This window comes from Clostridium sp. RTP31139st1_H3_RTP31139_211217, assembly GCF_040227035.1.
Classification (GTDB): domain Bacteria; phylum Bacillota; class Clostridia; order Clostridiales; family Clostridiaceae; genus Clostridium; species Clostridium saudiense.
In genome coordinates this window covers 62,332-82,214 of record NZ_JBCOAB010000014.1, presented here as the reverse complement: position 1 = coordinate 82,214, position 19,883 = coordinate 62,332, and the positions used below count along the sequence as shown (strand labels likewise).

The 19,883-nt window shown below is 29.0% G+C and carries 17 protein-coding genes; 1 reads left to right on the top strand and 16 read right to left on the bottom strand.

The features are described 5' to 3' along the window. The 7 genes from ABUA17_RS08320 to ABUA17_RS08290 all read right to left on the bottom strand — a co-directional run. Nucleotides 1-425, bottom strand: a 425-nt coding sequence (locus ABUA17_RS08320; protein ID WP_347372438.1) for a hypothetical protein, incomplete at its 3' end; no start/stop codon positions are given. An 80-nt stretch (nt 426-505) separates the two neighbouring features. Beyond that, entirely contained in the window at nt 506-841 is a 336-nt protein-coding gene (locus tag ABUA17_RS08315) for a hypothetical protein (protein ID WP_195951572.1), read from the bottom strand. Between the two features lie 28 nt (nt 842-869). Continuing rightward, complete coding sequence (locus ABUA17_RS08310) at nt 870-1,250, bottom strand: NAD(P)H-dependent oxidoreductase (RefSeq protein WP_195949475.1); 381 nt, start codon at nt 1,248-1,250, stop codon at nt 870-872. Nucleotides 1,251-1,451: 201 nt separating this feature from the next. Further along, complete coding sequence (locus ABUA17_RS08305; RefSeq protein WP_055291429.1) at nt 1,452-1,700, bottom strand: hypothetical protein; 249 nt, start codon at nt 1,698-1,700, stop codon at nt 1,452-1,454. Between the two features lie 109 nt (nt 1,701-1,809). Further along, complete coding sequence (locus ABUA17_RS08300) at nt 1,810-3,819, bottom strand: amylo-alpha-1,6-glucosidase (protein WP_195951573.1); 2,010 nt, start codon at nt 3,817-3,819, stop codon at nt 1,810-1,812. Nucleotides 3,820-3,980: 161 nt separating this feature from the next. Continuing rightward, a complete protein-coding gene (locus tag ABUA17_RS08295; protein WP_042395416.1) occupies nt 3,981-4,403 on the bottom strand; it encodes a DUF3783 domain-containing protein in 423 nt (140 codons plus the stop codon). Between the two features lie 135 nt (nt 4,404-4,538). Further along, nucleotides 4,539-5,576, bottom strand: coding sequence for a J domain-containing protein (locus ABUA17_RS08290; protein ID WP_042395413.1), 1,038 nt, complete (start codon nt 5,574-5,576; stop codon nt 4,539-4,541). 170 nt (nt 5,577-5,746) lie between these two features. Here ABUA17_RS08290 and ABUA17_RS08285 point away from each other — a divergent pair, with 170 nt between their 5' ends. Then, nucleotides 5,747-6,208, top strand: a complete 462-nt coding sequence (locus ABUA17_RS08285; RefSeq protein ID WP_042395410.1) for a YopX family protein — start codon at nt 5,747-5,749, stop codon at nt 6,206-6,208. Nucleotides 6,209-6,279: 71 nt separating this feature from the next. On the opposite strand, the gene ABUA17_RS08280 is transcribed toward ABUA17_RS08285, so the two are convergent. From ABUA17_RS08280 to xylB, 9 genes are all read right to left on the bottom strand, one after another. Then, on the bottom strand, nt 6,280-7,944 hold the full coding sequence (locus tag ABUA17_RS08280) for a ribonuclease J (RefSeq protein WP_042395407.1): 1,665 nt from the start codon (nt 7,942-7,944) through the stop codon (nt 6,280-6,282). Between the two features lie 592 nt (nt 7,945-8,536). Next, the gene (gene gshAB, locus ABUA17_RS08275) at nt 8,537-10,834 is read right to left on the bottom strand and encodes a bifunctional glutamate--cysteine ligase GshA/glutathione synthetase GshB (protein ID WP_042395403.1); all 2,298 of its coding nucleotides are present in this window, start codon (nt 10,832-10,834) and stop codon (nt 8,537-8,539) included. An 18-nt stretch (nt 10,835-10,852) separates the two neighbouring features. Beyond that, entirely contained in the window at nt 10,853-11,575 is a 723-nt protein-coding gene (locus tag ABUA17_RS08270) for a lysophospholipid acyltransferase family protein (RefSeq protein ID WP_154820902.1), read from the bottom strand. A 134-nt stretch (nt 11,576-11,709) separates the two neighbouring features. After that, the gene (locus ABUA17_RS08265) at nt 11,710-13,197 is read right to left on the bottom strand and encodes an L-fucose/L-arabinose isomerase family protein (RefSeq protein WP_042395398.1); all 1,488 of its coding nucleotides are present in this window, start codon (nt 13,195-13,197) and stop codon (nt 11,710-11,712) included. Between the two features lie 67 nt (nt 13,198-13,264). After that, the gene (locus ABUA17_RS08260) at nt 13,265-13,888 is read right to left on the bottom strand and encodes a DUF4867 family protein (RefSeq protein ID WP_195952350.1); all 624 of its coding nucleotides are present in this window, start codon (nt 13,886-13,888) and stop codon (nt 13,265-13,267) included. A 236-nt stretch (nt 13,889-14,124) separates the two neighbouring features. Then, nucleotides 14,125-16,107 (bottom strand): transketolase, encoded by a 1,983-nt coding sequence (gene tkt / locus ABUA17_RS08255; RefSeq protein ID WP_042395391.1) that lies wholly within the window; start codon nt 16,105-16,107, stop codon nt 14,125-14,127. Nucleotides 16,108-16,222: 115 nt separating this feature from the next. Continuing rightward, on the bottom strand, nt 16,223-16,870 hold the full coding sequence (gene fsa, locus ABUA17_RS08250) for a fructose-6-phosphate aldolase (RefSeq protein ID WP_042395386.1): 648 nt from the start codon (nt 16,868-16,870) through the stop codon (nt 16,223-16,225). Nucleotides 16,871-17,025: 155 nt separating this feature from the next. After that, nucleotides 17,026-18,168, bottom strand: coding sequence for an ROK family transcriptional regulator (locus tag ABUA17_RS08245; RefSeq protein ID WP_042395382.1), 1,143 nt, complete (start codon nt 18,166-18,168; stop codon nt 17,026-17,028). A gap of 35 nt (nt 18,169-18,203) precedes the next feature. After that, a complete protein-coding gene (xylB, locus tag ABUA17_RS08240; RefSeq protein WP_349817944.1) occupies nt 18,204-19,706 on the bottom strand; it encodes a xylulokinase in 1,503 nt (500 codons plus the stop codon). Between the last annotated feature and the right edge of the window lie 177 nt (nt 19,707-19,883).

Genomic DNA, 19,883 nt, shown 5'->3' with positions numbered 1-19,883 from the left:
CCAGTTTCTCCTGTGATTCCTACTCCTGTTGGTCCGGTTACTCCTGTTGCTCCTGTGATTCCTACTCCTGTTGGTCCGGTTACCCCAGTTGCTCCTGTTACTCCTGTTGCCCCAGTTGGACCAGTCGCTCCTGTTACTCCAGTTGCTCCTGTTACTCCTGTTACTCCTGTTGCCCCAGTTGCTCCTGTTACTCCTGTTGCCCCAGTTGGACCAGTCGCTCCTGTTGGACCTGTTGGTCCTGTTATTCCCGTTGAAGGACCTGTTGGACCTGTTGGTCCTGTTGGTCCTTGAGGACCTGGAGGGCCTGGAATAATTTGATAGCAAGTAATTCTTCCCTTACAATCTCTAACACACTTACACCATCTATTCGAAGTTTCATCATATATCCACTCTTCATTATGGCAATAAAACTGATTATTACCCATATTTCATCCTCCTTTGCAATACTTATCGTAACAATAATATATGATTTAATAAAACAAAGTGTGTATTGGTATCAAAAGTATTACTTTTTATGAAATCTTGAAAATATAAACTTTCCAAAGGTTCTTTTCACAAACCCAATTGGTATACCAGGATAAAAATTTGTCTCTTTTAACTTCTCATTACTCCAATATTTGCAATCTGCAATACCAACTCCATTTCCATTTATAGACATTACTCGCCAAACATTATACATTAATATACTTTCAAAACTAGGTTCGTGAACTTTTCTACTATTCAATTCTAATGCAAATTTATCTGCCTTTCTATTTATAATAGCTCTATTTTTATCATTTAACTGTATATCTCTATACGCAATTGGCATAGTTAATACATAATCTACATCCCAATAATACATTACCTCTTTTAAATAATTTGCAGCTTCTTTATGTCCAGCTCCTGCAGTAGTTGTTGTAATTAATACTTTTTATAAAAAATCTTGCTCTATGGAAATTATAAGACATATGATCGATAAAATTTTTTAACACCCCAGTTATCTGCATAGAATATACTGGTGATGTTATTATAATTGCATCAGCTTCTTCAATTTTACTAACTATTCTTTGAATAGTATTCTTATGAGAACATAAGCTTTCACCTTTAATAATACAATTAAAACACCTTAAGCACGTTGGTATGTTTTCCTTATCTAATTCAATCTCCTCAAATTCAAATTCTCCATTCTTATTCATTTCTTCTTCAGTAAGCTTTAATACGTCCCATGTATTTCCCCTTCTTGGACTACCATGTATAACTAAACATTTCATAAAATAACCTCTCATTTTATTTATTAATAATTACTATGCTTTTAGACTTATATTTATAGTTATAAACAATATAAAAAAACTGAACTAACTTAATAAGCTAATTCAGTTTTATAGACAATATTTATTTTTTATATTCCCTTAATATTAAAGATAAAGACGTGTTATTTTTCACATAGCTGATTTATATTAAATTTAATTTTTCTATTTTTCTTCTTTACGCATTTCTTTTGCAACTTCATTAATTACTTTATTAATTTCATCTATTGCTTCTTCTTCACTTTTTACACTAACATCTTCATCATTCTCATTTTCTTCAGAGCTATCCCCATAATTATTACCATTATTATTTCCACAATAAATTCCCTTTTTAATAGGTGCTATTAAAAATCCAGCTACTGCACCAGCAAAGAAACAAGCTGCCCCTAACAATACCTTTTCATCTAACTTCATATATAACCTCTCCTAAATTAATTATTTTTCTCTTAAAATTTTAACGATATTTTAGTTATATGTTTATAAATTCAATAATATACCGAAGTAAATATAGAATTAGATTTTATTATTTATTTAAATAAGGTAATACATCTTGAGAATAGGCTCTTAATACCTCACCTACACTCCAAGCTTGAGAATAACATCCTCTTCCTGTTGAAGCAAAATCACCATCAAATATTTCAGCAATACCATTAATACATCCATCTTTCATAGTATCTTCAAAAACCTTACACATATGATTTGCTTTTTCTATAGCCTCTTTAGAATAGTCATTAACTTTACAATATGCTGTTATAAATCCTCCAATTAAGAAAGCCCAAGTAGTTCCCATATGATATGCACAATCTCTATCAATTAATTTTCCTATATATTTCTTTTTATAATCCTTGTCCATAAATGAAAGAGAACGTAATCCATAAGTTGCATATAAATGCTTATATACTGCACCAACTATTTTCTTTTCTTTTTCTCTATCTAAAACTGCAAATGGCAATGATACTGCCCAAATTTGATTTGGTCTTATTTTATCATCATTTTTATCAACTACATCATAAAGACAATTTTTTTCTTCATTCCAAAATTTATTATTAAATGATTCTTTTACTCTACAAGAAAGCTCTCTATATTCTAAAGAATCATCTTCAAATTTCTCACATAACTCTTCCATTATTTTCAACGCATTATACCATAAAGCATTAATTTCAACTGGTTTTCCATGTCTAGGTGTAACAACAAAATCTCCAACTCTAACATCCATCCATGTTACTTGATCAAGACCTCCACCCGCAAATATTAATCCATCACTATCCATTCCAATTGAAAAGTCTGTTTTAGTAGAATAAGCCTTATATATTTCCTTTAACTTTGGATATAGCTTTTCTTTAACAAATTTATAATCACTTTCATCACCAGTATACTTTAAATACTTATAAACTGCTTGAAAATACCAAAGCGAAGCATCTACTGTATTATATCCAGGCTCAGTATTCTCATCTGGAAATACATTAGGAACTAGTCCATTTTTAATATATCTTGCAAAAGACTCTAAAATTTCTCTTGCTTCATCAAATCTTTTAGTAACTAAAGTAAGACCTTCAAAAGCAATCATTGTATCTCTGCCCCAATCTGTAAACCATGGTAATCCTGCTAAAACAGTCTTTAGTCCTGTACTTTCTCTATTAACAATGAAATGATCACCTGCTTTAACTAAATTATTTGCAAAGTCATCATTTAAATTAGCATTTTCAACTAAAGCTTCAGCTCTCTTTTTATATTCATTCACTATTTCAAATCCACTTTTTTCATTTAATCCTTCAATAGTACATTTAACGTAAAATCTTTTCTTTTCAAAAGGCTTTAATTCAATATGAACTTCATAAGGTGTATAATGATTATCTACCCCTAGGAAACCTGTTCTATGATCTATCATATAAAAATGATTTTCTTCCATTAAATAGTTTGGTGTTGCCATACTTGTAGGAATTAAACTTCTATCATAGAAATCTCCTTCCGAAGTATAAAAGTCTATTTTTATATTCTTATCTTTCTCAGGTATTAAAGTTAATATTTTTCCACTAGTCTTTACATCAAATTTTAAATCCCCTCTTTCACTAGTTTCTCCAGCCTCTCTATAATTAAATAAAGGTACTACTTTTAATGTTGCACTTTCACTTCCATTTTCAATTTCATAACATACAGCAACAGTATTATGTCCATATTCTATCGATATAGTTTTTTTAATAGATACATCTTCAATTGAATAATAATATTCTGGTACCGTATCCAAAATAAACTGCTCCAAATATTCTTGTCCATCTTTTGAAGTTCCGATATATTGTTGTGATGTTAAATCATACTCTCTATCATTAATTATAATTTGTTCTTGCGTTCTTGTTAAAATTAATTTTCTATTTACTGGCGCATTTAAGGATGCAATTAAATATCCATGAAATGCTTGAGCACCTCCACCAGCAACTGTATGATTTGCATATCCACCAATACCGTTACCTATAACCCATGATAGCTCATTTCCAGACTCAATATTCTTCCACATTCCTCTTCCATACTTGTACATCTCTATTCCCCTCCTGTAACTGTTATCATATCTATATTGAAATTATACATAAGTTTTAATATACAAACAATAAAACAAATATGCTACTTTTATATTAAAAATGCTATTACATTCAAAAAGAGTAAGATTTATAAATATAAATCCTACTCTTGCATTTTTTATTAGTGATGAGCGTCAAAATTTCCTTGACTAATTGCCATACGTTCTGCAGAAAGATTTGCAACAATCTCATTAAGAGTCCAATTAATTGATGTTTCAGTTACTGTAGCCTTTAATACATTATTAATTTTTAGCTTTCTTAAGTTTTCTAAAAATACATTTATTTTTGCAGGTGATAATGCATTAAATATTATGGCTCTTTCTTTTCTTCCATCAGTACAATCTGATTTTATATTATTTTCTAGTATATCCTTCATAACTGTATCAGCATTTTTAGGATATAAAACTATTTGGTCTCTAACCCCTAAAAGTGAAGCATATCCTTGAATTGATTTAAGTTCTTTTCCACCTATGTTATAAATAACTACACAAGCTCTTCCTTCTACTTGTGAATTATCATTCATATCTAATTTTGTAAATGTCATAAATAAACCTCCATTTTTTTCAATTCAACTGTCAATATAAATTATATCCTAATTATAACATAAAATTCATGTATTATGTAATTAAATAATAATAACTATTATTTAATTATTATTACAGTAAAATTAAATATACATTTACCTTCCACCTATCTTTTTATACAACTCATCTTTATCAATTATTTTTCTTTTAACTTTTAATTCTCCAATACTATTAACAACATTAGACCAAGTACTATATTCTTGAAATGGATTACTTCCTGCTTTTGCTTTTAACCATGAATTTAGAGTACTAGGAACATCCCCATCAACAGATAACAAATCTCCACTTTCATCTCCTAGAAGCCTTCTTCCTAAAAGTCTTATAGACTCTAAGTCTAATAATGAATTTGCCTTATTACTTATCTTCATTTCATATGGCATTAAATGTTCAATTGATTTTGCTACTGATAACAGCCTTTCTCCTTCCCTTACTGAATACCACCAACCTCCAATTAATACTCCATAACGTCTCCTGGTAGAAACAAAATAACTGTCAATTGTAATTCCATTGTGAGTCAATTCATTATAATGTAAAAAACAACTAATATTATATAAATTACTCAACACCCAACTTGCTGTATTAACTGACACCTTTCCTTTATAATACGTTAATAAATCTCTTAATAAAATTAAGTCTTCTTCTTTTTCAAATACTATTCCTATCTTCCCAGTTACTGTCCTAAAACTTGTAATAATTCTAGGCATATATTTACTAAATTCTTTTTCCATATCATCATTTGCATATTTTAAATTTTTTATTTGCTTTAAAGCATTTAAAGCAAATTTTTCATTTTCTTCATTAAACAAATATAATACAATTTCATTTCCTATATACATTTTTCCTAATTCAAAATTATGACTAATTCTAAATTTCATCATATAATATTTGCCATCACTTTTTTTTAATTTTATCATACCCGGCTTATTCCATATTCCCTTTTCTATATTTGACTCAGCCTCTTTATAAAGCTTGTTTATTTTTTCTGTAACTTCAATATATTCTTGTTTCTGCTCATTTAAATCTGGATGGTAAATCTTCATTAGCTCAACATACTGTTTTTTCATAGTTTCAATATCCTCACTAAATAATTCAGAAGGATATTTTATTTTTCTTATTTCTTCAATAGTAAGCATTTAACCCTCCTTAATTTGAACACTCTAATTAAATCATAGTTTATATTTATGAACTTAAAATAATTATTATGTAATTATTTATAAATCTATTTTCAAATATTTTCCAATTTGCTATAATATACTATAGGTTAGGGATAATTTAGATATATGAGGGATTGGAGTGTTTTATTATGAATAATGAACTAAAATTTAAAATATATAATAAACTTTCAAAAAAATGCTTTAAAGTAACCAGAATAGATTATATAGATAAACAAGTTTATTACTATGATAAAGATGAGGAAGAAACAATATCCTTAGATGATTGTATTTTACTGATGCCAACTGGAATTTGTGATTCTTTAGGTCGTGAAATTTTTGAAGGGGACGTTATTATTTATCAAGAAAATAGTTTTACTTATAAAAAGACTGCAGAAGTAGTTTATGAAAATGGCTGTTTCGTAGCAAAACAACTTTTATCTGGTACTATAGAACAAACAGCTTTAGATGAAGGTATGTATATTGATCAATTTAAGGACCTTTTATTTTCAACAACCTTTTCTACTTACAAACCTGTTAAAGTAATCGGTAATATATTTACTTACAAACTAAGTAAAAATAACAGTAAAATTAAAATACCTATAAAATTATAATTTTGCTTAAAATCAAATAAAGAAGAGTTTGAATATATAAATATCAAACTCTTCTTCATTTAATTTATTAATTATACTTCCATTATAATTGGTACTATTATAGGTTTTCTCTTTGTTTTACTATATATGAATGAACCAATATCATTTCTAATATTATTTTTAATCTCAGACCATTTAAACACATTATTATCTATAGATTTTTGAATACTTTCATAAGAAATTTGTTTTATTTCGTTTACTAATTCTTCTGATTCTCTAACATATACAAATCCTCTTGTAATTATATCTGGTCCACCAACTATTGCATGGCTTTCTTTTTCAATTGCAACAATAACATTAATGATACCATCTCTAGATAAGTTCTTTCTATCCCTTAATACTATATTTCCTACATCACCAACTCCGCTTCCATCAACTAATATATTGCCTGCTTGAACCTTTTTAGCAATACATGCTGACTTTCTGCTTAAGCTTAATACATCACCATTTTCTAATATAAATGATTTTTCTTTTTCTAAACCAACTTCCTCAGCAATTAAAATATGTTTTCTTAAATGCTTATATTCCCCATGTACTGGTACAAAATATTTTGGTTTTAATATTGAATGTATAAGCTTTAGTTCTTGCTCACAAGCATGACCTGAAACGTGAATTTCTTCAATTGACTTATAAATAACTTCTGCTCCCTTATGAGTTAATTCATTTATAACCCTTGAAACAGCCTTCTCATTTCCTGGTATTGGACTAGCAGAGATAATTATCATATCATCTTTTTCAATTTGTATATTTTTATGAGTAGAAGAAGCTATTCTAGTAAGAGCTGACATTGGCTCTCCTTGACTTCCTGTAGTTACAATTGTTATTTGATCATTGTTATAAAGTCTTAAATCCTTTAAATCAACTAATAACCCTTCTGGCATATCTAAATATCCAAGCTTAACTGCAACATCTGATATTTTTTCCATACTTCTTCCGCTAAATGCAACTTTTCTTCCATACTTAATTGAAGAATTAATTATTTGTTGTAATCTATGAATGTTAGAAGCAAAAGTCGCAACAATTATTCTTCCTTTTCCTTTGGAAAATAAATTATCTAACTTTTCCCCAACTGTCTTTTCTGACATAGTATATCCTGGATGACAAGCATTTGTACTATCTGCCATAAGTAATAGTACTCCTTGCTTTCCAAGCTTTGCAAATCTTTGTAAGTCAATTACATTTCCATCAACTGGAGTGAAGTCTACCTTGAAATCCCCAGTATGAACTATTATTCCTAGTGGAGTATGAATTGCTAATGAACAACTATCAGCAATACTGTGATTTGTTCTTATAAATTCAACTTTTAATTTATCTAATTTTATTATATCTCCAGGTTTTACAACATTTAAATTAACAATATCAAGCATCTTATGCTCTTCAAGCTTGCTTTCTATTAATCCAACTGTTAAGTTAGTTGCAAATATAGGAACATTAACTTGTTTTAAAATATAAGGAATTGCCCCTATATGATCTTCATGTCCATGTGTTATAAAAAATCCCTTTACTTTTTCTATATTATTAACTAAATATGTTACATCTGGAATTACTACGTCTATCCCGTACATTTCTGAATCTGGGAAAGTCATACCACAATCTACTACAACTATTTCATCCCCATACTCTATTACTGTTATATTTTTTCCTATTTCACCAAGTCCACCTAATGGTATGACCTTTATCTTCTTCTTGCTTTCCATCTAAATCCTCCATACTTTATATATCACTACTCTAATTTATTGTACAAAAATAAAAGTTGTATAAAATCAACTCTCTATTATTTATTGATATTCTTTTATAAATTAATACGTTCAATTCACTTAATTAACAAAAATACTTTAAAAGTTATTTTCTTAACATTGCATTTACAAAGCTTAACATCTGACTATGTTAATTCATTCCTTGTTTAATGTTGCTAAGCCGTATTTAAATATAATTTTCACGTCCTAATTATATAAAACAACTTAAATAAATACACTTAAGTTTTCCTAAATATATTCATTTAACTTATTTTATTTCATAAGTCATTATATCCAATTTGGAACTTTTTTTCAACTAAATTTATATTTGTTGAAAATGTAAGAACAAAAAAAGAATATTATCTTTTACATATTGAACTGCATTACCCCAATTTTATTTTGATTAGCAATATTCATTATTTTTAGTAGTAATAAAACTTAATTTCCTCTTCATTCACTTTAATGTATTTATCTTCTTTTAGATTTAAATTTTTTCATAAAAATGACCCTAAGGTAAGCATTTATTAAATACTTACTTTAGGGTCATAAAAACTTAAATTAATTCTAGTAACTTTAAAACATGTGTTGCTATATTTCTCTCTTTACCTTTATATGGATAAGAGTGAATATGAATTGCTGGGTTGAAATTTAATTCTATGATTGCATAATTAGTATTTTCATCACTATAATCTTCTAGCATCATATCCACACCACAGATTTTAGCACCTGCTGCTTTTGCTGCATTTACTGCAATATCTTTAAATTTTTGTGGAATATCATCTGTATAATCTACACTATCTCCACCAGTACTTATATTAGAATTTTCTCTTAAGTACACTATTTCATCCTTTTTAGGTATATAATCAAAATTCTTTCCTTGTTGTTTTAAGAATAATTCTGCATTTTCCTCTAGTCTTATTTTTTCTAAAGGTGTAACATACCCTTTACCTCTTAATGGATCTTGATTTTTAATTTCTACAAGCTCTGTTATAGTCTTTTTACCATCACCAATAACATTTGCTGGCACTCTATGAAGTATTCCAACAACTTCATCATCAATAACTAAAAATCTATATTCTTTTCCCTTAATAAACTCCTCAATAAGAACAGTATTATCATTTTTAAATGCTATTTCAAAAGCATGAATAATATCTTCTAAGTTAGCTCCATTTGGGAAAATATTAATTCCAATTCCGAAGTTTGTGCTCTTAGGTTTTATTACTATTGGCTTATTAATATAATTTGCTGCCTTAATTTTTGCTTCTTCAATACTGTTAAACTCATCACCAAGTGGAACTTTAACTCCCTTTTCAGCTAATACCTTTTTAGTTACAGTTTTATTTTCCATTATTAATACTGAAACATAGGTGTCTTTTGATGTTTTAGTTGCTTGCTTAACATATTCTATTTTTTCATTTTTCTTTAAAGATATAAAGTTTTCACTTCTATCTACTATATTTACAGTAATACCTCTTTTAATAGATTCCTTCATTAAAATTTGTGTGGATAACTCTAAATCTTCATATCCTTCTAACTTAAATCTATTTTTATAAGCATCATTTTTATATTCTTTAGCTAAGTTTAAGAATGTATTAATATATCCATTTTCCTTTATAATTTCAGAAATTCTATAAGCATAAGTTAAATTACTATCCTTAACCTTTTCTATCATATTATTTATAATTTCTTCAAAGTTTAAATTTAGCTTATTATTAACTTCTTTAACTTCATTTAAAATTTCTAATCCATATTGAATTCTATTAATATTTTTTCCATCTTTCTTTAATTCAATATCCTTAAGCCCTGAAACAGCAATCAATTGTTGATTTTCTAATGCTTCTTCTTGCCATTTATCAAAATTGCTTTCCTCTTTAACCAATAGATATATATTAAATATTTGTAGGAATTTTAAATCCTCTAAACTTATTCCACCTTTTTCAAATGGATTAATATCAATAGTTCTATACTCTAAATACTTAATTCCATCATTTATTAGTGATTCCATAAAATTGCTTGTATCACTTGGTTTTAATCTAACTTGACTATAAATTTCTTTATGACTTTCAATAAGACCATCACTTAAATACTGTTTTATACTTTTAATATGATCTTCTACAGTGCTATAGCTTGGGAATAAATCTACTTTATTTTTATAACCACATTTTCCATTTCTATGTGAAATAGCACCACTACTACTATATCCATGCTTAGTTAATTTCATTAATGGACATTTAATTTCACCTATAAAACTTTCATGCACTATTGGCGCTGCTCCTAAAAGATATACTATAAGCCATCTATATCTAAGATAATTTCTAGCTACCTTTAAGTAAACACTATTTTTAAATTCTTTGTATGATTCCTTTTTACCACTTACTTCGTATAATTTATTTATTATATTTTCATCAAATGAAAAATTATAATGAATTCCTGATATAAGTTGCTTTTTCCCACCATATTTTTTTAATAACTTTTCCCTATACTCTTGAGCTTCTTTACTATGATTTTCAAATTTTGCAACAGGTATTTTATCATCATCTGGAATAATACATGGCATAGATTCTGGCCATAAGTATTCATCACCTATTTCCATAGCAACAATATCATAAAGTGCTCTAGTAAAGTTATATGCTTCTTCTGTTTTTTTGAAAGCTGGTGTAATTACCTCTACTTGACTTTCTGAAAAGTCTGTTGTTATATATGGATTTCTTGCCTTATCTCCAAATATAATCGAATGATCTGTTTCTGCTAGAAATCCTTCTGCATCTAATCTTAGCGTTTCTCTTTCGATACCAAAATTCCCACTTACAATTTCATTGCCAGTAAATAGATCTTTTATTTTATTTAACATTACTTTATTATCTCCTTACTAATTTAATGGTTTGTATTCCTCTCTTAAAGATCCTATTATAATATTTCTAACATCTTCACTTAAAGTTTTTTCTTCATCTTTTGTTAAATTTACAGTTTCAATTGCTTTATGAAATGTAACTGTAATTGTTGAAGGTTTAAACTTATTATTCTCTTCAAAGGATGTAAATGATGCATCAATAGTAACAGGGACTATAGGAACTTTAGCTTTTGTTGCAAGCTTCATGCTTCCTTTTTTGAAAGGTAATGTTTTTCCATCTAAACTTCTAGTTCCCTCTGGAAAAATCATCATAGAATAACCTTCTTTTAAATTTTTAACTCCCTCACTTATCATTCTTACTGCATCTCTCGGGTTTTGCCTATCTAAAGCAATACACTTTCCTTTTGATAACCAATAACTTAATATTGGAATCTTAAGTACTTCTTTCTTTGCTATAAATCCTACTGGTTTGTTAAGGGAATAAAAAATTACTGGAATATCTAATATACTTGTATGATTCCCTACAAATAAACAAGTCTTATCAGGTATATTTTCTCTTCCTTCTACTCTTATATCCATCCCTACAACATTTATTGTGAACTTAGACCATAAATATATACTTCTTGATGCATATTCTGTTGCCTTCTCTAACCCTTGTGTTCTTTTTATATGTTCATACTTGAATCCTTTTAATCTAGCATAAATCATATAAAACAAGTATTTTACTCCTTTGATTAACACAATATTTTCCTCCTAGTTATTGTTTTATAAATTATTCTAATGTCAATTCTACCATAATTATCATACTTTTTCACACATAAAAAAACAGTATATTGTTAAAGCTTGTTTAACAATATACTGAAATAAATTATTTATTATTTAAATGGATTTTCTGTTTTATAAAGCATTCCTTTAGGTTGATTGAAACCTACTTCTTTAACTCCTAAGTAGTTAAATACATTTGTTATAGCTTTTCCAAAATGTCCAAATGCAACTGCTCCATGATGTGGATATCTTCCTTCTATTAATACATGTCTATAGAATCTTCCCATTTCTGGAATTGCAAATATTCCAATTGATCCAAATGATCTTGTTGCAACTGGTAATACTTCACCTTCCGCAACATATGCAGTTAATTCAGCATCTGCATTACTTTGTAATCTAAAGAATGTAATTTCTCCTGGAATAATATCTCCTTCTAAAGTACCTCTAGTAATGTTTGGTTCTTGATTTGGTTCTAAGCTTCTAGCCATAATCATTTGATTTTTCATGTTCTTGAACGATAATTTACATGCTGGAGTATTTCCACAGTGGAATCCCATAAATGTATCTTTTAATGTATAGTTAAATTTATCTTTGATTTCAGAATCATACATATCTCTTGGTACACTATTGTTAATATCTAATAATGTAACAGCATCTTTACTTACACAAGTTCCAATATACTCACTTAATGCTCCATAAATATCAACTTCACATGATACTGGAATTCCTCTTGAAACTAATCTACTATTTACATAGCAAGGAACAAATCCAAATTGAGTTTGGAATGAAGGCCAACATTTGTTAGCAAATACTACGTATTCTCTAGATCCTTTATGAGCTTCCATCCAATCTAATAATGTTAATTCATATTGAGCTAACTTAGGTAATATACCTGGCATTTTATTTCCTTCTCCAAGTTCTTTTTCCATGTCAGCTATAACTTCTGGAATTCTTGGATCATTTGCATGTTCATTAAATGCTGCAAATAAATCTAATTCTGAGTTTTCTTCTATTTCAACACCTAAGTTATATAATTGCTTAATTGGTGCATTACATGCTAAGAAGTCTTGTGGTCTTGGCCCAAAAGATATAATCTTTAAATTTTGTAATCCTAAAAGTGTTGTAGCAACTGGTTCAAATTCCTTAATCATATCAGCAACTTCTTCATAAGTTCCTACTGGATATTCTGGAATATATGCTTTAATGTTTCTTAATGATAAGTTATAGCTAGCATTAAGCATACCACAATAAGCATCTCCTCTTCCTCCAACTAAGTTGTTTCCTGTTTCCTCAGCAGCAGCTACAAACATAACTGGTCCACCAAATTCTTTTGCAAGTAATGTTTCTGCCGTTTCAGGTCCAAAGTTTCCAAGGTAAACAACTAATGCATTTACTCCTGCTTCTTTAACTTCTTCTAAAGCTTTTCTCATATGAACTTCACTTTCAACTGTTGTAGGACATTCATAAATTTCCCCATAAGTTTCTTTATATGCTGCAACTACAGCTTGTCTACGTCCTGCTGATAATTCCATTGGGAAGCAGTCTCTACTAACTGCAACAATTCCTAATTTTACATCTGGTATATTCTTAAAATTCATAATTAATTCCTCCAATTTTTATGTTTTATTTTATTTAAAATTCTTTATTTGATTTATCTTGTTATAATTACTTTAAACAAATATTCTTGCCCTTAAGCCCAATAAATGCTCCTTGTGCTCCAAGATCTGTTTCTGGATGCCCAATTAACCATTTATTTTTAGCAAATAATAATGCATCTTCACCTTGTTTTTCTATAGTAGCTTCTAATTCTGTATTTGTATCCTTTGGTAATATTACTACACATCTAAATCCACCTTCATTAGCATTACAAGGTGCATAATGTAATGTAGTTCCATAAACTTCTATAGCAGTTCCCGCTGGAACAAATATAGCTTCAATATTTGAAGTATCATACGAGTAATCGTCTTCAATGTCTTGTTCTAAACCTAATAGTAAAATTAAATCAGTAACAGCTATATTAATTTCACTAGTTCTGTGATATTCAACTGCATTTAGCATATAGTTATTTCCATTACAATAACCTATTTGAATATCTAATCCTCCAAATTCTCTGTTCTTAAAGTCTTTAGCTACTTTTAACTCTTCTAATTCCTTTATTGAAGGCTCATATATAACTCCTTCTGGCAATGGAGTTTCTTCCATTTTATTTAAAAGTTCCTTAACATCATAATTATTAAGTACCTTACCATACTTTTTAAATTCAATGTCATTGACATTTTTTATAACCACCATTTAATTCAACTCCTTTTATATGGGAGTACAAGCCCATTTAACCCTTTTATTTTCCTTGATATTCAACAATATTTATTTTAAATACATAATTTACAATTTAATGTGTGTAAGAAGTAATATGTTTTACTAGGGCTTGTACATATTAAATTAATAGCTAATTTAATTAGCTAATTAATTTAATTATTACCTTCCTATTTATGAACCTTAAAAGTCCATCAATTGGAAAATTGTTCTTAAAATAATTTCATTGTTTCATTAACAACATTTTCTACTGTAAATCCAAATTGTTTAAATAAAGCATCTGCATTTCCTGATGCACCAAATGTATCTAGCGAAATTATTCTTCCATCTAATCCTACATATTGATACCATCCAAATGAAGTTAAAGCTTCAACAGCAACTCTCTTTCTAACGCTATTTGGAAGTACACTTTCTTTATATGCTTCATCTTGAGCATTGAATATTTCAAAAGATGGAATACTTACTACCCTTGCATCTATTCCCCTTGCTGCTAATTCATCTGCAGCTTTATAAATAAGTTCAACTTCTGAACCTGAAGCCATTAAAATTACATCTGGAATTTCTTTCTTAGAATCTTTAAGGATATATCCACCCTTTAATGCTCTCTTTGCACATCCATCATATAGTGGTAACTTTTGTCTAGTTAATACTAATGAAGTTGGAGTGCTTCCATTAGTTACTGCATAATACCAAGCTGCTGATGTTTCCTTTGAGTCTGCTGGTCTAAATACAGTCATATTTGGCATACTTCTAAGTGCTGCTAATTGTTCTATTGGTTGATGAGTTGGCCCATCTTCCCCTACTCCAATACTATCGTGAGTTAACACATAAGATACTGGTAAATTCATTAATGAAGATAATCTCATTGCACCCTTCATATAATCACTAAACACAAAGAATGTTGCACAAAATACTTTTAATCCACCATGAGCATACATACCATTTGCTATAGCGGCCATTGCATGTTCTCTAACTCCAAAATGAAGATTTCTTCCACTTCTATCTTCTGCTGAAAAATCACCTTTTCCAGTCATATAAGTTTTATTAGATGGCGCTAAATCAGCTGATCCTCCAATTAAATTAGGAATTAAATTTGCTAATCTATTTATCATAATTCCTGAAGATTCTCTTGTAGCCATTTCTTTATCAAAGCTCCAAAGTTCTTCATTATTTAATAGTGATTCACTATCTATTTCTCCAGACATCCATTTAGAATATTCTTCTGCTAATTCTTGATATTCATTTTTATATCTTTCAAATAAATTATTCCAAGAATTTTCTTTTTCTACTCCAGCATTAATATACTTGTCCATATTTGAATATACTTGCGCTGGAACATAGAAATCTTCTTGCTTCCATCCTAAGTTTTCCTTCATTGCTTTTACATTTTCAGCTCCTAAAGGTTCTCCATGAGCTGATGCTTTTCCTTGCTTTGCAGGACATCCAAATCCAATTTGATTTTTAACTATTATCATTGATGGTTTAGTAGTTTCTTTCTTAGCTTCTTCTAAAGCATTTTCAATTGCTTCAATATCATTTCCATCATTCACTTTAATTACTTGCCAGTTATATGCTTCATATCTCTTTGCTACATCTTCTCTAAATGCTATATCTGTATTACCTTCAATAGAAATATTATTTGAGTCATATAAAACCACTAATTTTCCTAATCCTAAAGTTCCTGCAAGTGAAGATGCTTCTCCTGAAATTCCTTCCATTAAGCAACCATCGCCAACAATAGCATAAGTATTGTGATTAACAACTTCATATCCTGGTTTATTAAACTTTTCTGCTAAATGAGCTTCTGCAATTGCCATACCAACAGCATTACAAATACCTTGCCCTAAAGGTCCTGTTGTTATTTCAACACCTTGAGTATGTCCATATTCCGGATGACCTGGTGTTAAACTTCCTACTTGTCTAAAATTCTTTATGTCTTCCACTGTTATTCCATATCCAAATAAATGTAATAAAGAATATTCAAGCATTGAACCATGACCTGCCGATAATACAAATCTATCTCTATTATCCCATTTTGGGTTCTTACCATTATGATTCATATTGCTCCATAATGTATAAGCCATTGTTGCAGCACCGAGTGGTAATCCTGGATGTCCTGATTTTGATTTTTCTATTGCATCAGCAGAAAGTACTCTTATTGCATTTATGCATAATTTATCTAATTCTTTACTCATATTTAACTCCTTCTCATTAGCCCTTAATGACTTCTATTTAACAAATACCTATATATCCCCTAGAGGTATAGTATTAAAACTTTTATATTATTTTCTTTACCTCTAGGGTGATATATTACTTTCCGAAAGCTGCTGCCCAATCTGCCTTAAATTTCTCTAATCCTGCATCTGTTAATGGATGTTTAACCATTTGCATTACTAAGGCATATGGTACTGTTGCTATATGTGCACCTGCTCTAGCTGCTTCTATAACATGAATTGGATGTCTAACACTTGCAGCAATTATTTCTGTATTTATTCCATGCACTTCAAATATTTCAGCAATTGTTCTTACAAGTTCCATACCATCCATAGATATATCATCTACTCTTCCTAAGAATGGGCTAACATAAGTTGCTCCAGCATTTGCTGCTAAAAGAGCTTGGTTGGCAGAGAAAATTAATGTTACATTAGTTTTAATTCCTTCTCTAGCTAATACCTTAACAGCTTTAAGGCCTTCAACTGTCATTGGAATTTTAACAATCATATTTTTATGAATAGCAGCAATTTCTCTACCTTCTTTTATCATTCCTTCTGCATCTTCACTTACAACTTCTCCACTTATAGGTCCATCAACTATTTCTGTTATTTCCTTTATAACTTCATTAAAGTCTCTACCTTCTTTAGCTATTAATGATGGATTTGTTGTTACTCCACAAATTACTCCCATTTCATTTGCTTCTTTAATATGTTCTACATTTGCTGTGTCTAAAAATAACTTCATTCAAAACTCCCCTTTATATTTTAATTATTATTTAACGACTTTTTAAAACTTATTTCAAAAGTTTCTTTATAAAAAGGCAGCCTTTATTTATCTGCCCTTTATCGTAAAACATCCATGTTACACAGTATTACTAAGATATATATTTTGAAAACATCTTAATTCAAAAATGCTTCTAATGGAACCATTGCAGCTCCTACTAAATATGATCCCTTAAATTCTGTAACATCAATCTTACAATTCTCCTCATTAGTGAATAAATTGTCCTTATAAACAATATTTCTTAAATACTCTATATTTTCTTTTAATAGAATATTTATATCTCCTCCTAAAACTACGCAACTTGGATCTAATAACATTGTTAAATTAGAAATTCCTATACCAAGTATATTAAAATACTTTTCTAAAGCCTCATGTGTAGCTTTATCTCCATTTTCAAATAAAGATATAAATTCATCTATATCATCTATTTTATAATTACTGATTTTATTATATTCTTCTAATAATTCATTAGTTGATGTATATGCTTCTAGACATCCCTTAGAACCACATTTACATGGCTTTCCATCAATAGCAATTTTAATATGTCCCATTTCACCAGCTGCATTATTACTTCCTCTGTAAATTTTACCATCTATTATTATCCCTAAACCTAATCCATCTGTTATTGATACATATAAAAGATTACTTAATATATGTTTTTTATTTAAGAATTCATAATAAGCTGATAAATTTGCTTCATTATCTATAAAAATAGGAACATTAAACTCTTCAAAGCTTTCTTTTAAGTTATAATTTTCAACTCCTAATAAATAACAATTTTTAATTATTCCTTCTTCTGAATCTACTGTACCTGGAATTGAAATTCCTATTCCCAATAACTTATCTATAGAAATATCATTTTTCTTTAATATTTCCCTTAGATTTTCCTTAGCAATGGCAACTATGCTTTCGATTCCATCATTATTATGTCTTATTTTAATATCTTCTATAATTTCTTTTTTTAAATTTATTAAAGATAACTTTACATGACGAGGAGTTAGCGCTATTCCTAAAGCAAATCTACAATTTTCATTGATTTTTAAAGCCATTGCTTTTCTTCCACCTGTAGATTTTAAAGACCTTACATCACTAACAATCCCTTCATCCTTAAGCTCTGATATATTAGTAGAAACTGTTGTAATACTTATGTCTAAACTTCTTGAAATATCTAATTTAGTTATTTCATCTTTTTCTAGTAATAACTTAATTATTTTTTTTCTATTTGTTTCTTTGATTTTACTATGATTTACTTCCATCAAATTATGCCTTCCCCTCTTAGTTAAATTATCCTGCCTTAAATAACCTTTAATCTTGGATAAAGCGAATTATACACTTCATATATCTTATCATAAAGGGCTATATTATCACAATTTGGATTTACTAAATCCTTACCTTTTATTATCTTTTCACAGGCTTCTTCAACAGATTCATATATTCCAACACCTACTCCTGCTAAAATAGCAACTCCTAATGCTGGACCTTCTGATGCTTTTATAGTTCTTAGTGGATAATTAAATATATCAGCTAAAATTTGTCTCCAAACTTCACTTTCTGCTCCTCCACCACTTACTCTAACATCAGTTATATCAACTTTCATATCTTCTATAATATCTAAGCAATTTTTTAAACTGAAACTAACACCTTCTAGTACACTTCTAACAAAGTCAGCATGATTATTTATTAAAGATATTCCAACAAATCCACCCTTAACATTAGGATCAATATGTGGTGTTCTTTCTCCCATTAAATATGGCATATAAATTACTCCATTTGCTCCTGGCTTTGAAGTAGCTGCTTCTTCTGATAAATAATCGTATATACCTATATTCTTTTCTTTAGCTTCTTCAATTTCTTTTTTACAGAAGTTTTCTTTAAACCATTTTAAAGATAATCCTGCACCTTGAGTAACTCCCATTACATGCCACTTATTAGGAACTGCATGACATAAGGTATGAACTCTACCTTCTTTATCAAATCTTGGTGTATCTGTTGAAGCAAAAACAACTCCTGAAGAACCAATAACTGTAGAAATTATACCTTCACTAACTATTCCACTTCCAACTGCTCCAGCTGCTTGATCTCCAGCTCCTCCAACTACAGCAGTACCTGCTTCTAATCCAGTAGCTTTTGCAACTTCTTCAGTAACATGTCCACTTACAACAACTGATTCATAAACATCTGCTAATATATTATTATCTATTTCTAAAGCCTCTAGTAATTCATTACTCCAATTTCTTGTGTTTATATCTAACATTTGCATACCACTTGCATCTGAAACTTCAGTTGCAAATATACCTGTTAATTTAAATCTTATATAATCCTTTGGTAATAATACCTTATTTATATTTTTATAATTTTCTGGTTCATTATCTCTAACCCATAATAGCTTTGAAAGAGTAAATCCTGTTAGTGCCGGATTACCTGTTATTTCTATTAGTTTTTCCTTACCTAAAACTTCTGTCATGTATTCACATTGTTTTTCAGTTCTTTGGTCACACCAAATAATTGAATTTCTAATTACTTTATCATGCTTGTCTACCAAGACAAGCCCATGCATTTGACCACTTAATCCGATACCTTTTATATCTGAACTATTAACTTTGCTCTTTTTAACTACATCTTTAATTCCGTTAAGACAAGCTTCCCACCAATCTTCTGGATTTTGTTCTGCCCACCCTGCTTGTGGTTGATATAAATCATAACCATAAGTTGCAGTTTCAATTGTATTTCCTAATTCATCGAACAAAGCAGTTTTCGTTCCTGATGTGCCAATATCTAAACCTAATAAATACCTCATAATCCCCTCCACAATATATAACTCTTTTTTATCTTAATCTTTTAAAAACTATTATTAAATAACTTTTTAAATGTTCTTTGATAAGTTTATTATAATACCAGTTTTATACTTTTGCAACTACTTTTAAAAAGTTTTTGTATACATTTTCATAATTATTTAAAAATATACCTCCTACAA